At 52.2% G+C, this 16,052-nt stretch carries 14 protein-coding genes; 7 read left to right on the forward strand and 7 right to left on the reverse strand.

Annotation, left to right across the window (positions count from 1 at the left end; translation table 11 throughout):
• Window positions 1-108: 108 nt before the first annotated feature.
• The 5 genes from TH5_RS06030 to TH5_RS25965 all read right to left on the reverse strand — a co-directional run bounded on the left by TH5_RS06030 (window position 109) and on the right by TH5_RS25965 (window position 5,780).
• Window positions 109-1,467, reverse strand: a complete 1,359-nt coding sequence (locus TH5_RS06030) for an MATE family efflux transporter (RefSeq protein ID WP_244204833.1) — start codon at window positions 1,465-1,467, stop codon at window positions 109-111.
• Window positions 1,468-1,501: 34 nt separating this feature from the next.
• Window positions 1,502-2,851: a hypothetical protein gene (locus TH5_RS06035; RefSeq protein ID WP_114121102.1), complete on the reverse strand. Its 1,350-nt coding sequence runs from the start codon at window positions 2,849-2,851 to the stop codon at window positions 1,502-1,504.
• 456 nt (window positions 2,852-3,307) lie between these two features.
• Window positions 3,308-3,832 carry a DUF934 domain-containing protein gene (locus TH5_RS06040; RefSeq protein ID WP_114121103.1) on the reverse strand — a complete coding sequence of 175 codons (525 nt, stop codon included), beginning with the start codon at window positions 3,830-3,832 and terminating at the stop codon, window positions 3,308-3,310.
• A complete protein-coding gene (locus tag TH5_RS06045) occupies window positions 3,819-5,474 on the reverse strand; it encodes a nitrite/sulfite reductase (RefSeq protein ID WP_114121104.1) in 1,656 nt (551 codons plus the stop codon). Before TH5_RS06045 ends, TH5_RS06040 begins: the two co-directional genes overlap by 14 nt.
• 12 nt (window positions 5,475-5,486) lie before the next feature.
• Window positions 5,487-5,780, reverse strand: a complete 294-nt coding sequence (locus TH5_RS25965; protein ID WP_114121105.1) for a DUF2849 domain-containing protein — start codon at window positions 5,778-5,780, stop codon at window positions 5,487-5,489.
• 218 nt (window positions 5,781-5,998) lie between these two features.
• Between TH5_RS25965 and TH5_RS06055 the strand changes: the two genes are divergently transcribed.
• The gene (locus TH5_RS06055) at window positions 5,999-6,415 is read left to right on the forward strand and encodes a DUF1489 family protein (protein ID WP_114121106.1); all 417 of its coding nucleotides are present in this window, start codon (window positions 5,999-6,001) and stop codon (window positions 6,413-6,415) included.
• Between the two features lie 2 nt (window positions 6,416-6,417).
• Here the strand turns inward: TH5_RS06055 and TH5_RS06060 are convergent, their stop codons facing one another.
• Window positions 6,418-7,380, reverse strand: a complete 963-nt coding sequence (locus TH5_RS06060; protein WP_114121107.1) for a transcriptional regulator GcvA — start codon at window positions 7,378-7,380, stop codon at window positions 6,418-6,420.
• A gap of 143 nt (window positions 7,381-7,523) precedes the next feature.
• Here TH5_RS06060 and TH5_RS06065 point away from each other — a divergent pair, with 143 nt between their 5' ends.
• The 3 genes from TH5_RS06065 to TH5_RS06075 all read left to right on the forward strand — a co-directional run bounded on the left by TH5_RS06065 (window position 7,524) and on the right by TH5_RS06075 (window position 9,937).
• Window positions 7,524-7,772 (forward strand): DUF1127 domain-containing protein, encoded by a 249-nt coding sequence (locus TH5_RS06065; RefSeq protein ID WP_114121108.1) that lies wholly within the window; start codon window positions 7,524-7,526, stop codon window positions 7,770-7,772.
• Window positions 7,773-7,919: 147 nt separating this feature from the next.
• Window positions 7,920-8,951 carry a polyphosphate kinase 2 gene (gene ppk2, locus TH5_RS06070; protein ID WP_385970225.1) on the forward strand — a complete coding sequence of 344 codons (1,032 nt, stop codon included), beginning with the start codon at window positions 7,920-7,922 and terminating at the stop codon, window positions 8,949-8,951.
• Window positions 8,952-9,049: 98 nt separating this feature from the next.
• Window positions 9,050-9,937 (forward strand): NAD(P)-dependent oxidoreductase, encoded by an 888-nt coding sequence (locus tag TH5_RS06075; protein ID WP_279627752.1) that lies wholly within the window; start codon window positions 9,050-9,052, stop codon window positions 9,935-9,937.
• 79 nt (window positions 9,938-10,016) lie between these two features.
• On the opposite strand, the gene TH5_RS06080 is transcribed toward TH5_RS06075, so the two are convergent.
• Entirely contained in the window at window positions 10,017-11,528 is a 1,512-nt protein-coding gene (locus TH5_RS06080; RefSeq protein WP_114121110.1) for a S41 family peptidase, read from the reverse strand.
• 327 nt (window positions 11,529-11,855) lie between these two features.
• Here TH5_RS06080 and TH5_RS06085 point away from each other — a divergent pair, with 327 nt between their 5' ends.
• The 3 genes from TH5_RS06085 (at window position 11,856) to lptG (ending at window position 16,052) form a co-directional block, all read left to right on the forward strand.
• Window positions 11,856-13,637 (forward strand): acyl-CoA dehydrogenase family protein, encoded by a 1,782-nt coding sequence (locus TH5_RS06085; protein ID WP_114121111.1) that lies wholly within the window; start codon window positions 11,856-11,858, stop codon window positions 13,635-13,637.
• A gap of 196 nt (window positions 13,638-13,833) precedes the next feature.
• Window positions 13,834-14,952, forward strand: coding sequence for an LPS export ABC transporter permease LptF (gene lptF, locus TH5_RS06090; protein ID WP_244204834.1), 1,119 nt, complete (start codon window positions 13,834-13,836; stop codon window positions 14,950-14,952).
• Window positions 14,949-16,052, forward strand: coding sequence for an LPS export ABC transporter permease LptG (gene lptG / locus TH5_RS06095; protein ID WP_114121112.1), 1,104 nt, complete (start codon window positions 14,949-14,951; stop codon window positions 16,050-16,052). Before lptF ends, lptG begins: the two co-directional genes overlap by 4 nt.

Consider the following 16,052-nt stretch of genomic DNA (forward strand, 5'->3'; position numbering starts at 1 on the left):
GCGTTATATGGGATACAGAAAAATGATTTCATTGTGAGCAATGTGACCTTATTCACATTGAGGAAATCCGGATATCTCACCAGAAACCCTCTTTAAATTTCACTTACCTTAAGTTGATCTGGAAAGATTATACGCTTCAGCCGACCACCTCCCACACGCGAGACGATAACTGACAACAGCTGTGATTGTGCCGAACAAGACAATGCCCGCGGCCTGACCGGCCAGAACCCCGGGGGCTCCCATATAGTAGCTGCCCAACCAGACCAGCGGAATTACACCTAGCAATTCCTTGGCAAGATCAAAAATCATTGCAAGATTTGGCCGCCCGGTAACGTTAAAGAAGGTATGCGATGAAAATTGCAGGCCGAGGAACACATAAAAGGGTGCAGTAAAGCTGCAAAAGATCGATAGATACGCTGCTGTTTGATCAGTTGCGCTGAAAAGCGCTGCAATCTGGCCCTGAAACAGAAACAGGGCAGTGCAGACAATCGCCGCGTAAACCACTACCAGTCCCCAGACATTGTGCCAGATGCTGCGTACGCGTTCGGCCTTTGCTGCGGCAAAATTCTGGCCAATGATCGGGCCGATTGCCTGGGGCAATGCCATGTAACCGACAAATACGAACGGCCCGATACGTTCAATGATCGCCATAGCCGCCACCGCATCGGGCCCAAACTTTGCCATACTGGACATGATGAAGGCGCTGGCGATTGGCGGGCCGATCTTTGCCAATCCGACCGGTACGGTTACACGGGCAATATCGCGGATGTCCTTGCGAAACAGCGTCGCATCAAACCGGCCAAGCATGTGATGAACATTTCGAACACCATAAAAGGCCACCGCCATGATCGCGATCCGCGACATCACTGTTGCCCAAGCTGCCCCTTCAACACCCCAATCGAAACCAAAAATGAAAATCGGATCAAGGATCGCATTGACTGCCGCCCCGATCATTTTCGACCACATGGCACGTTGCTTCGCCCCGATCGCACGCAACAACGCCCCTGATGACATACTCAGCACCAGAACCGGCAAACACAGGATCACGATCTGCACATACGTGACCCCAACGTCACGCGCCTTGCCGACCGCCCCGAACATATCAAGCATCCAAGGTGCCGACAGCCACAAAACAACTGTCATCACCCCCGATAGTACAAGACCGAATACCAGAATATGCGTGGCATAAATTTTCGCCCGTTCCCGATCACCAAGCCCCTCGGTACGGGAAACAAGAGCTGTCATTGCGGTCGAGATACCCAACGAAACCGCAAGGGTAAAAAAGATAATCGGCCAGGCAAAGCCAAGACCGGCGATGATTTCCACATCGCCCAAGAGGCTTAGGAAAAACAGATCAAGCGCATCAACCAGCACCATCGCCACAAGCGCAAGCATGCTGGTATGCGCCATTGAAAATATGTGACGCAGGATTGAACCTGACACAAAATACTGTGACTGCATGGCCATTGGATTTCACACAGGAAAGAACGGAACGGCAAGATCAACCATCGTTATTTGGTCGCAGAATGAATTCGAATTCGCGTTCTTCGGTTGTTGCACAATCATCCCCGGAAAGCAGCGGCATCCGCGAAAGTCCCTCCCGGTTGATTGGCGATGCAGATATCCAGGTGGCATCCGAGCCGATTTTCCATTTGGCAGCGATGACACTGGGGTTTTCGGCATCAAACTCGTCCAGCTTGCGCCAGATACGAGATTGCAGAACCGGCGCATAGGGGAATTTCTGCTGGGTCCAGAAACGCTTCGAAGGTTGAAAGTATCCGACTTCATCCAGGAACGAGACACCGAAATAATAACACGACTCCAGCGAGTTATAGAAATGACTGTCCGGAACAAAGCTACCATCCCGTCTGAGCGAATGACCAACACACCAGTCCAGCATTTCGGCAATCTGTTCACGCGCCAAAGCACGTTCTGCCGACTGCATATGCGGCCACCCATAGCGAAATATTTTCGCAACATCATAGTTGTTATGATTGTTGAATTCACGGCGGCTAAGCCATCCTTGCGGATATTCCAACTGCCGGCTTTCAAGCGTGGTGCGGATGATATCGGACCAATGCCCGACCCGCCCCTTGCGATATGAAACGATATGGAATGTGTAGCTAAGATCATCGTAACGATGCGTCTTGCCATCTGATACATACCACGGCCCCCAGTAACCGGTTTCGGGGTTCTGGATTTCGTCAAGGAATTCACGGAATGCATCGACATAACTTTGATCAAGATCGATGCCACGCACATGTTCCTGCGCATAGCGCCGCAAGGACGGTTTGAAGCAAAGCTGGGCCAGACAGCAAATCACACTACCGAATTCATCACGCTGATTTCGACCGGTCGCTGCGATATCGGAAACCAGTAGCTTTTCCAGATAACTGCGCATCGCTGATGCGGTTGCGATCGGTTCAAGAAAATGCAGCGGATAGCGCGGTGCCCGGCCTTCACTGGCCAATTCATGCAATCGCACGATGGTCGCATCAAATTTGTGGTGGAATTCGTTATATTGCCAGCCCCACGAACCATCGACCGCAGACTGACTTGCGACATAGCTTTGATCGACTTCATCAAAGCTGTTTTCAAGTCTGTCGACAAGTTGGTCAAGTTCCGGCCAGTATGCCGTGTATCGTGCGAGCCATTTGGCATAGATATACAATTGCTGGGACGCCAACATTGTACGGCTGTATTCGGAAAATTTACGCAGCGCGAGCGATAAAGCCCCCAGATAATCGATATATTTGAGCGCCTTGTCCTGATAGCCGTGATCGTAACGCGTAAAATCCCGCGTAATCACACAACTGTCGCCAATTCCTGTCAGGCTTTGCTCAATCGACATTGGTTGCCTTTTCCTGCTGGACCCAGAAATGCGAACCTGCTTCCTTGCATCGGAACGTTACCGATGCCAACTGTCAGGCAATGCGCGAATTCCCTACTCCGCTTGGCAGGATTGCATCCTGCTGTTGGGATTGACGTTTTCAGGCTCTCCTTTTTAGCCCAAAGTGACAACCCATTGTTTTATAATGGTTGCCACATAAAGCTATTTAAACAGCTAATAAGTGTATAGCTTGAAACCGATCACAACACCACCCTAAAGGTGAATTCTGGGCGGATTCTCATATACAAAAGAATAATCCGCTCTCCACTAATATCCGTGCCCTGCCCAAGAATTAAAACCAGAGCACAGAAATCCCTGACAGAAAATACCGGCATTATAAGGGCAAAAGAAAAGGCGCCCGAAACGGGCGCCTCGAAGGCTGAGCTATTCAAAGCTCGGTCTGGCAAAAAATATAAATCAGGACGCGGACTTAAGAGCCGCCCGACGCCGTTCACGAAGCGATGCGGCCGTGGCGCGCCCGTCCCCTGTCGGCTGGTAGTAAACTGTCATTTCCTTCAACGCGGCGCGGACTTTTGTCAGCGAAACATCATCATCATTTTTCAATTCGTAAGCATCGAAACCGCAACGATGCATATACAGAATCTGATCACGCAACACGTCACCGATTGCACGCAGTTCGCCCTTGAAACCCAGGCGTTCGCGCAAAATACGGGCATAGGAATATCCACGCCCGTCCGTGTAAGCCGGAAAATTGACCGTGATGATCGAAAGGCGATCAAGATCATTAGCCAGATCTTCCGGGACGTCGCCCGGATTGAGCTGCACACCGAGACCGCCATTACGCCCGATCAGCGTTTCGCGTTCTTCCTTGAACCGTGCAAGTGGCACAATGATGTTTTCTTCACCCGACGGTAGGTCGGCTTCGGCATCAAGCGTGACCCATTCCTGATCAATCACGCTGTCATTCTTAACGATCGCCATAAAGCACCTCCTTGAACGGGTCCATGCCGACACGGCGATAGGTATCAATAAAGCGTTCGCCGGTTTCGCGAATGCCAAGATATTTGGTCACCAGGCTTTCAATGGCGTCGACGACTTCGGCTTCGGAGAAACCGGCACCGGCGATTTTACCGATTTCGGCATTCTCGCTCGCATCGCCGCCAAGGGTAATCTGATAGAATTCCTTACCACGTTTATCGAGGCCCAGAATACCGATATGACCGACATGGTGATGCCCGCAGGCATTGATGCAACCGGAAATCTTGATCTTGAGTTCGCCGATATCATGCTGGCGGTCCAGATCGGAAAAACGTTCCGAAATGCGCTGCGACAGCGGGATCGAACGCGCCGTTGCCAGTGCGCAGTAATCCAATCCGGGGCACGAAATGATGTCGGTAACATAGCCAAGGTTTGCCGTCGCCAGATTTGCATTCTTCAGCTCTGCCCAAAGCGAGAACAGATCAGCCTTTTTCACGTGCGGCAAAACCAGGTTCTGTTCATGCGTCACACGAACATCACCAAAGCTGTATTGTTCGGACAGATCGGCAACGAGTTCCATCTGGGTGTCGGTTGCATCACCTGGGATACCACCAATCGGTTTTAGCGATACGTTGGCAATCGCATAGCCCGGCTGCTTGTGTGCGATCACGTTCGAACGCACCCAGTTGGAAAATTCCCGGTTTTCGGCCTTGCGGCGTTCAAATTCGGCATCATCGTCGGAAAGGGTTTCAAATGCGGGCGGTGCGAACTGTTCGATATAGTGCACGATTTCGGCATCATCGACGCGCAGCGACCCGTCCTTGATCTGCGCCCATTCTTCCTCGACCAGACGCTGCATTTCCTCGACCCCGATTTCATGGACGAGGATTTTGATGCGTGCCTTGTACTTATTGTCACGACGGCCAAAGCGGTTGTAAACCCGCAGGATCGCCTCAAGATACGAGAACAGATCGTTCTTGCCGATAAAGTCACGCACGGTCTTGCCAACGAACGGCGTGCGGCCAAGTCCACCACCGACGATGACTTCAAACCCAACCTCGCCCGCATCGTTCTGATGCATCCGAAGCCCGATATCATGCACCTTGACCGCAGCACGGTCGTTTGGCGATCCGGTCACCGCGATCTTGAACTTGCGCGGCAGATAGGTGAATTCCGGATGGAAGGTCGACCATTGACGGATCAGTTCGCAATAGGGGCGCGGATCTTCGATCTCGTCGGCGGCGGCACCGGCATACTGATCGGTGGTCGTGTTGCGAATACAGTTGCCTGATGTCTGAATGGCGTGCATTTCAACCTTGGCCAAGTCAAGCAGCGCATCGGGGATTTCGGCAAGCTTGGGCCAGTTATACTGAATATTCTGGCGGGTCGTGAAATGGCCATAACCCTTGTCATAGCGGCGCGCGATATAGCCAAGCTGGCGCAACTGATCAGCGCGCAACGTGCCATAGGGAACGGCGACGCGCAGCATGTAGGCGTGAAGCTGAAGATATACACCGTTCATCAGACGCAGCGGGCGGAACTGGTCTTCGGTAATGTCGCCAGACAGGCGGCGCTTGACCTGCTCTCGAAATTGCTCGGTACGTTCCAGCACCAGTTGGCGGTCGAAATCATCATAGCGATACATGGTGTATCCTCCTTACTCGGCCTGATAGCCGAGATCCTGCCGCACGCTAGGACCCTTGGTGCGCAGTACTTCACGGTATTTCGTCGGAATCAGTCCGCCGTCCTGTTGCTCGACCTCGATCAGATACGGGCCGACGATGACAGTATCGAGCTCGGGCACACTGGCCTCCGCCAGCAAGGCGTCACCCGCCTCTTTTCCATCGGCAATACGCGACTGGTCTATGTTTTCGCTCCAACCACCATCTGCGGTCAGGAAAACGACCAACCCGTCATCAAGACGGTTTGCCGTGACAACTTGCAGGGACATTCGGTTCTCTCAGCCTGTAAATCTCTCTGGGTGATGTCCTGTCTATGGACATTTTCTGCATCAGAATTTGGATGATTATACACTATTGGTCAAGTTTTTTTGTGAAATACATATAATTACAATTTTTATTTGTAATTATTAATCACCCCTTGACCAAACCACGCATGACTCCTAGGTCAAATAACATCCTATATCGCCCGAAAGAATACGAACAAACCATGCCCCTTCACCTGATCAAACTCAGCGTCGGTACAGAAAGCCCTGAAACCCTGCGTCAATGGCAGGCCTATTTTGGCGGGCTTCACGGCCGGATTTACCACACCACACGAATGACTCCGAAACGCAAGGCGGAGATTCTTGATGGCGGTTCGATCTATTGGGTGATCAAAGGGGCAATTCGTGCCCGCCAGCGCGTTGTCGATCTGGAAGAATTCATTGACGAGGAAGGCATCAAACATTGCCGCATCGTCCTTGATCCCGAACTGGTCGAAACCCGCACATGGCCCCACCGCGCATTTCAGGGTTGGCGATACCTTACCGAAGACAAATCTCCGCCGGATGAAAAGCAGGCCGGTGGCGCAGAAACGCTTCCCGAAGACATGGCAGACGAATTGCGCGAACTTGGCCTGATCTGAATTCAGGCATCAGGATTGGACGTAATGATTGTCAACGCCGGCTGACTTTCCTCGATATCCGTAAGCGTTGCGGCAACTTCATCCTTTAACCAGCGAATAAAGGCCTGCACACGCGGCCGGTTCAGGTTTTCCTCGGGACAGGTCAGATAATACGCATAGCTTGACGCGACGGTTTGCGGAAACGGCCGGACAAGCAAACCGGCCTTCAGGTCCTGCGCAGCCAGACTGGTGCGTGCCATACCAACACCATGCCCCATCAGGGCCGCCTGAATAACCATGTCGCCGGAATTGAAGCGTAGCCCGCGACGCAGATCAATACCCTTGACGCCAACCCCTTCCAACCAGAACTGCCAATCCGCAGCACGGGGCTGTTCAATATGTGAAGTCGCATCATGCAACAGTTGGTGCCCTGCTATGTCGGCCGGTTTATTCAAAGGAGGACTTGATGCCAGATAATCCGGACTGCAAACCGGGAAAACCTCGTCACGCATCAACAGTTCGGTATAGAGATTGGGATAGCGCCCTCGCCCAAAGCGTACCGCCAGATCAATGCCTTCGTTACGGAAATCAACCAGACGGTCATCAGCGTGAATGCGTACATCGATATCAGGATGTGCCTCACGAAAATGCCCCAGACGCGGCACCAGCCATTTAACGGCAAAGGATTGCAATACGCTGACCGTGACGACCCCGGCCTCCTCCACCGCCCGGAGACTTTCGATTTCCCCGGCAATGCGTGAAAAGCCTTCATACGTTGCCCGCGCCAGACGGTCACCTTCGTCAGTCAATTGCAATCGCCGCGGCAACCGAAAGAATAGCCGAAAACCCAAATATTCCTCGAGCTGGCGGATCTGCTGGCTAATAGCCCCCTGGGTCACAAAAAGTTCCTCGGCTGCACGGGTAAAATTAAGATGCCGGGCAGCCGCATCAAACGCACGCAGGGACTGTAACGGGGGTAAACGCATTTTTTGCCTCAAGCCAACCAATCATTAGGTCAACTAATACTTAACCCCAGAAATACTCGTTTGTCACGCAAGACGTTTGGCGTGAATATGGGCCTTAACCACAAAAACATCTCATTAGAGGAACTTAATTCAGGAGAACGAACATGGCACATTCAGTCTGCCAGACGCCTTCTGGCCAGCACACGACACGTCACAACCATATCAGCGGCTTTCAGCAATTTTTCGGAAACCTGCAGCAGGGACTAAACACGGCACTGAACATTATTGCCGCCACCATGGCCAAAAGGTCGCAACGACGTGCCCTTATGCGGCTTAGTGACAGCCAGCTTGCCGATATGGGCCTGTCTCGCACCGATGCCGAAGCCGAATATCGGAAATCCTATCCGATCTGATCAGACGAGACCGCCGACTGCGCCATGATCGAAAACCCGATCCGCCCCCACGGGTTTGACATACCTCCTTGCGCCCCCTTTCGATCATGGCGCATTTATGCCACTGTAATTTCCCATCAAGGTTGCAGAGGCATCAGCAGAATGGCCGTGAAAAAGCAAGGCACCCCAACAAAGAAGACAGGAAGCAGCGACAATACGATCCGCAATGCAGTGAAACATACTGCACGCAGCCGCAAGGCCTCAAAACAACATCCCGATCTTTCCAGTCTTGATAGCGAAGCCCGCGACCGTTTTTTGCTGGATGCCGAAAACATGACGATGGATCGCCTTGATGACCTTCCTTCAAGAAAACACAGTGCTTCTGAAAGAACACCTTCCGGCGACGATCTTCCTCCGGATGTTGAACTTGACCCCAATTCACATGCCAAAAAGATGCATGGCAAACAGTATCTTGAGCTGATTGCGCCCCTGCATATCGAACTTCTCAAACTACAAAACTGGATCAAATCCGAAAATATCAAATCCCTGATCATTTTCGAAGGCCGCGATGCTGCGGGCAAAGGCGGCACGATCAAACGCTTTACCGAACATCTTAATCCGCGCGGTGCACGTGTCGTCGCACTGGGCAAACCGAACGACCGGGAAGTGACCCAATGGTATTTCCAGCGTTATGTCGAACATCTGCCGTCCGGCGGGGAAATCGTCCTGTTTGACCGTTCCTGGTATAACAGGGCGATGGTTGAGCGGGTCATGGGCTTCTGCAACATGTTCGAAGTCAGCGAGTTCCTGCAATCGGTTCCAGCCTTTGAACGGATGCTGATCCGTTCCGAAATCCATATGACCAAATTCTATTTCTCGGTCAGCAAAAAAGAACAGGCGCGCCGGTTTGATCAGCGCAAGCAAGACCCGCTTAAACAGTGGAAACTAAGCCCTGTGGATCTGGCATCCCAGAATCTTTGGGATGCTTATACCGAAGCCAAGACAGAAATGTTCTTCCATACCTCGACTGCAGATAGCCCGTGGATCATTGTCAAATCCGATGACAAGAAACGTGCGCGCGTCAATGCCATCCGGTACTACCTTTCCCAGTTCGAATATCCGGGAAAACGATCAGAACTTCTGACCTATGATCGCCGGATCATTCACACCGTAAGCGAGGAACTGGCACTCGACGACTGAGATGTGACAGGTATGTATTCCGGATCGTGGAAACATTGTATCCGTGACATTCCCCTGCATTGACATTCAGGTAGCGGCCTCCTTTACTGGCAAGACCAATTCACGGGAGGCACGAAATGGCAAAATGTGCATTTATCGGGCTGGGTGTCATGGGATATCCCATGGCCGGCCACCTGCAAAAGGCAGGTCACGACGTTACCGTTTTCAACCGCACCGCCGCAAAGGCAGACAAATGGGCGGGTGAATATGGCGGAAAATATGCCCCTACCCCGGCCGAAGCCGCCAAGGGGGCAGAGTTTGTTTTCATCTGCGTTGGCAATGACGACGATCTGCGCAGTGTTGTTATGGGCGATACCGGGGCACTTGCCGGTACGGAAAAGGGCGTTGTTGTCATCGACAATACGACCGCCTCGGCCGATGTTGCGCGCGAACTTTATACTGCGGCCAAAGCGGCCGGTGTTTCCTTTATCGACGCCCCGGTTTCCGGTGGACAGGCAGGGGCCGAAAACGGCGTTCTGACCGTCATGTGCGGCGGTGATCAGGCGGCGTTTGATCGCGCGGCGCCGGTAATTGATGCCTTTGCCCGCTCCTGCCAATTGATGGGCGAAAGTGGTTCTGGCCAGTTGACCAAGATGGTGAACCAGATTTGCATTGCCGGTCTGGTTCAGGGACTTTCCGAAGGTGTCAATTTCGGTAACAAGGCCGGACTTGATATGGCAAAGGTCCTTGATGTGATTTCCAAAGGAGCCGCTGGTAGCTGGCAAATGGAAAACCGCGGCAAGACCATGGTCGAAAACAAGTTTGATTTCGGGTTTGCGGTTGACTGGATGCGCAAGGACCTTGGCATCTGCCTTGAGGAATCCAAGCGTAATGGTGCCCGCCTTCCGGTGACCGCACTTGTTGACCAGTTCTATGCCCAGGTACAGGAACGCGGCGGCAATCGCTGGGATACCTCCAGCCTGATTGATCTTCTGGCACGCGGATAACCTGTTATCCGGTTCTGAGAAACAAAAACGCGGCCAGTTGCTCTGGCCGCGTTTTTGTTTTCAATAATTAGGTAAAACCTTACAGACCGGCCCGCAGAAGCGGTTCCACCTGATCACGGTAAACGGCAAGCTGACCATCGCTGAAATAGCCAACAGCACATTCCAGAACCGTGTCGCGCTGCAATTCCCTGGCTTCACCATCGCCTTCGGTATCCACCGAATTGTCATTGGTTGCCGATTTACCAATGCGGGTAACTTCGATGTCGCGCTCGCAACTTGCCGCATCCATTGACGCCAGAACCTTGCGCGGGTCACGACGGCGTGGCGGTAACGCGTGCTCCAGATCGACTTCGCGCTCGAACTCCTCGGCATCCTGAAGTTTGACCTCGATATCCGGAATGACGCCGTTGCCCTGAACGATATGGTTTTCCGGCGTTGTATAATACCCGGTCGTGATTTTAAGCCCGCCGCCGGATGTTAACGGCATGATGCGCTGCATTGATCCTTTGCCAAACGACTGTTCACCAATGATAACGCCCCGCCCGTTTTCACGAAGTGCCGCCGCCATCAGTTCTGCACCAGATGCCGAACCGCGATCAAGCAGGATCGCCATAGGTACGCCATCAAAATAATCGCTGCTGTCAGCCTCATAACTGCGCAGCTTGCGTTCACCGCGCCCTTCGGTCGCGACAATCAGACCGTCACTCAGAAACTGATCGGCAATGTCGGCCGCACTGTCAAGCAACCCGCCCGGGTTCCGGCGCAAATCAACAATGATCCCGCGCGGTGATCCAATCTGGTCTTCCAGCATTTCAAGATATTCACGTGTCTGGTCAAGTGTGCTGGCATCAAAACGTGACACCCGGATGTAGGCCAAATCATTATCAATGATTGATGCCGTCACAGACGGAACCTCGATCCGGGCGCGCTTGACGGTAACATCAAAATTTTCCTGCTTGCGCTGGATGGTCAGTGTCACGGGATCACCAATCCGCCCTCGCATCAGGCGCACGGCCTCTGCTATCGGCTCCCCCTTCATATCATGACCATCGATATGAGTAATCCGGTCATTGGGCTGCAACCCGGCCCGTGCAGCAGGCGTATCATCAATTGGCGATACAATGCGGATCAGTTTGTCTTCGTCCTGAGAGATAACGATCCCGACACCGGCAAAACTTCCTTCGGTGCTTTCCTGTAAACGGCGGAACATCTCGTCTGTCATATAAGCACTATGCGGATCAAGGTCGTGCAGACTTTCATCGAGCGCCGCCCCGACGATACCGGATGGCGTGTTATCTTCTGCTTCGAGTTCCGGCAAACTTGCAATCGCCCGCTCGACAAAGGCAGGGCGATCAATGTTTTCGACATAAGTGTCAGAAAGAACCTGCACGGCTTCGACAAACAGCTTATCTGCACGGTCATACTGATCACTGGTTGCGTTATCTGCGACATAATCGCGATAGGCATCCAGAAATAGCTGTTCGTCATCGCTTGGCCAAACCGGACCGGCACATGCAACCAGCCTTGTCCCGGCAAATGAAATCACCACTGCAAGTAATATTGGCAATATTCCTTTGCGCAGCACGGCCATACTCCTGTCTTTTCTCATTCTTTTATATCGTGTCCCGATTACCGGTAGGGCAGTTTAGCCTGCTAAACCCTGAATGGCGACCCCACAACCACGTCCCGATCCGATTTATATCGGAACCAGTATGTATTATTGCCAGTACTGCGGCGCAACACTTGCAGATTGACAGTGATGATACACGACGAATGTCTGAGAAGAATCTGTCACTTTCAGACGGAAACAGACTCGATCTTGCGCGCGCATCTGATTATGCTGAGCAGCAAGAACAACGCCCCGCAATGAGGGCGATACCGAGCGGGCGCCTCACAATTCAGGGAGACGTCTTTTTCCATGAGCGATTACACGCCACCAATCCATGATCTGCGGTTTCTGATCCATAACGTGATCGGCTTGCAGACTATTTCCGACATTCCAGCCTTTCATGAAACCAGCCCGGATCTTGTCGATGCGATCCTTGAGGAAGCAGGTAAACTGGCAGCAGGTGTGCTGGCACCGTTAAACCGCGTTGGGGATAAGGAAGGTTCCGTTCTTCAGGACGATGGCAGTGTCCGCACCCCGACTGGCTGGAAAGACGCCTATGGAAAATTCTGCGACGGTGGATGGCAAGGCATCAGCGCCTCTGAAGCTGATGGAGGTATGGGCCTTCCCCTGCTTGTCGGAGCCGCGGTTGGCGAGCTTTGGCATTCGGCAAATATGGCATTTGCTCTTTGCCCGATGCTGACGGGAGGGGCGATCGAGCTTCTGACAGCGCATGGATCGGACGAACAGCGCGCGCTTTACCTTTCGCGCATGATCAGTGGCGAATGGACCGGCACCATGAACCTGACAGAACCACAGGCGGGTTCGGATCTTTCAAAAGTTCGAAGCATGGCGATCCCAGCCGGTGACGGCAGCTATCGGGTAACAGGCCAAAAGATTTTCATCACCTATGGCGATCACGAGATGACAGACAATATTGTCCATCTTGTTCTTGCCCGAACACCTGACGCGCCAGAAGGTGTCAAAGGCATATCGTTGTTCATTGTGCCCAAATTCCATGTCAGCGCCGATGGCACAATTGGCGAACGCAACGATGTAAAATGCGTATCACTGGAGCATAAGCTTGGCATTCATGGCAGCCCGACTGCGGTGCTTTCATTCGGGGATCAGGGCGGTGCCATCGGATATCTGGTCGGAAAAGAAGGCCAGGGCCTCGCCTGCATGTTTACCATGATGAACAATGCTCGCCTTTCGGTTGGCCAGCAGGGTGTTGCGATCTCTGAACGTGCCTATCAGCAAGCAGTGTCTTACGCACGTGATCGCAAACAGGGGAAGTCCCCGACCACGGGGCAGGATGATGCCATTATTCATCACGGTGATATTCAACGCATGCTGATCCGAATGCGGTCAACAACCGAGGCCGCACGCGCGCTATCGCTTTATGCTGCCGTTCAGCTTGATATCGCTCATCATCATGAAGACCCGGATGCTCGCGTGGCAGCACAGGCACGCGCCGACCTTCTGATCCCGATGGTCAAGGGCTGGTCGACGGATTTGGGGGTCGAAAACACTTCTCTTGGAATTCAGGTTCATGGCGGAATGGGCTTTATTGAGGAAACCGGCGCAGCCCAACATCTGCGCGATGCACGCATTGCACCTATTTACGAAGGCACCAATGGCATACAAGCACTTGACCTGATTGGCAGAAAGCTTTTGCGCGATAACGGAGCCGCCATGAAGGCACTTCTCAAAGAAATGCGCACCACCATCATCGAAACGACCAATTCCCAAACCAATGACATGTCCAAGCCCGCGGAAATGCTTCGCGAAGCCATTGATCAGCTTGAGGAAACCACGTCTCAGATAATTGAAAGATGTGCATCTTCCCCGGCCCTCTCGCAGGCCGTCGCTTCCCCTTATCTCCGGCAAGCGTCGATCTGTGTCGCTGGTTGGTTAATGTACCTTTCCTGGCAACAATTGCTTGACGGTAATGTTGAACCGGGCTTCGCCATGGCGAAACATTCAAGTTGCGATTTCTTTTTTGGACAGGTCCTGCCGGAAGCCGACTTTATGGCACGCCAGATTGCCAATACGCATAACGAGTTGCTGCATGAAACAGCGCCATTATTCTGACACAGCTTTAACGTTGTAGTCTGCAGATACCTTCCGGATATTACTTTTCGGAAGGTATCTGTTTTCGCCTTTAACGACAATCGGTTGCCACCTGCTCCACCGCGACCACCCTGCCACGTGACGTTACAGTGTATTTGCCGGGCTTCGCCCCTAATTTCCTGTTTCGGTTTCTGAACGCTTCTCTATAATCCGGCCAATGAATCGTTTAACCCGATATATGCTGAAACAGCAGTTTATTATGATGGTGTTTGTGACACTTGGTTTGCTTTGTGTCATATGGCTGTCACAGAGCCTGCGTTTCATTGAAATGATTGTAAACCGGGGCCTTTCCGTCTCGGTATTTTTACAGCTGACATCGCTGCTGCTTCCCAGCTTTCTGGCAATTGTTCTGCCAATATCACTCTTTTTTGTTGTTGTTTTCACATACAACAAGCTGATTCAGGATCGAGAGCTTATCGTAATGCGATCTGCTGGCCTCAGTCAGTGGGCTCTGGCCAAACCAACGCTCATCCTTGCATGCCTGACTGCGGCGTTCGGTTATTTTCTCACGCTATTTTATCTGCCTTACAGCTATCAGCAGTTCAAAGAACTCCAATACTCAATCCGGAATGACTTCTCTTCGGTGCTTTTGCAGGAAGGCAGCTTTACCGATCTGGACGGTTTGACTGTTTACATTCGGGAAGTCGGGCAGGACAACGAGTTGCTTGGAATTCTGGTTCACGATTCCAGAAATCCCGCTGCGCAAGCGACGATGATGGCAAAAAATGGGGCTCTTGTACGCACCGAAAACGGCCCCAGGATCGTGTTACTTGATGGAAACCGGCAGGAAGTCAATACAAAGGACGGCACGATGTCGATCCTCTATTTTGACCGTTACGCCGTTGATATTGCGCATAGCACAGAGGACCCTGCCCTTCGTTATCGTGAAGCACGTGAACGCAGTGTCTCCAATCTGTTAACCGCAATGCCCCCGGATGTATTGCCCAACGATGTTGGTGCATTTCGTGCGGAAGGCCATGATCGCCTGATCTCACCACTATATTCTATCGGCTTCGCCAGCATTGCTTTGGCAGTTCTGGTTTCCAGCAGTTTCTCCCGCAGGGGACAAACAGGCCGCCTGTTACTAGCAATCGCGACCATGATCGTTTTTCAAGCGGTTGGCATTGCAATGAAAAACCTTGCGGCAAAAAACCCTGACCTAGTGCCTCTTATGTATTTGAATGCCCTTATTCCAATCGCGGGGGGTCTCTACTGGACATTCAGGGGACCACAAATACAGGCAAAAGCAGCAAACCGTGACGAGGTTACGGTATGAGAATCTCTCCGATCCTGACCTGGTATTTTGGCAAACATGTCCTGATCTCTATTTTGGGGATTCTCGCCCTTCTCATCGGGTTAATACTGATTGGTGATACCATTGAGCTACTAAGACGCGCAGGTGGCAAACCTGACGCGACGGTGAGCATTGTGTTTCAAATGGCTACCAGCAGAATCCCGTTCATGACAGAAAAGGTCCTGCCGTTTGCGGTCCTCTTCGGATCAATGTTTTCGTTCTGGAAGCTGACGGGCAATCAGGAACTTGTTGTGACACGCGCGGCAGGTGTTTCCGCATGGCAGTTTTTGCTACCGCCTATCATGTGCGCTATTTTGCTAGGCTCCATTCAGGTCATGGCCCTCAATCCACTATCCTCAATATTGCTGCAACGCTACGAAACACTTGAAGCACGTTACCTTCAGGGTAACAGCAGTATCATGAACCTGTCTTCGAGCGGGTTGTGGTTACGCCAAGGCACACAGGATGGCCAAGCCGTAATCTACGCACGTGAAGTGCGAGGTCAGGCAACAGATCGGGTAGATTTGCGCAATGTCACCATCTTCCGGTTCGAGAATGCGGATGATTTCACGACCCGAATTGATGCCCAACGTGCCGTGCTTGAGCCAGGCACATGGCATTTTTATGATGCCTGGACCTTTCACCCAGGGCAGATCAGTGAATTTTCATCGGAGCTGATGTTGCCCACCAATCTGACAGTGCGAAAGATTCAGGACAGCTTTGCATCTCCAGAAACGATGTCTTTCTGGAACTTAAAGCCGTTCATCAACCTTCTGGAACGTGCTGGTTTTAATGCAACCCGACATCGCATACATTTTCACAGCTTGCTGTCGCGCCCGTTGCTGCTTTGCGCAATGGTTCTGATTGCTGCCGCATTCTGTCTTAAATTTTCTCGACGCCGCCGTGCATCTCTTGTTATCGGTGGTGGTGTCGCAACCGGTTTCATTCTTTACTTCTGTACCGATGTCATTTCAGCACTTGGCGTTTCAGGTGGAATCCCGCCTGTTCTGTCTGCATGGGCACCAGCAGGTATATCGTTGCTATTGGGAGTTTCAACCTTGCTGCATCTGGAGGATGGCTAG

Origin of the sequence: Thalassospira xianhensis MCCC 1A02616, assembly GCF_003326475.1 — a bacterium.
GTDB lineage: Bacteria > Pseudomonadota > Alphaproteobacteria > Rhodospirillales > Thalassospiraceae > Thalassospira > Thalassospira xianhensis.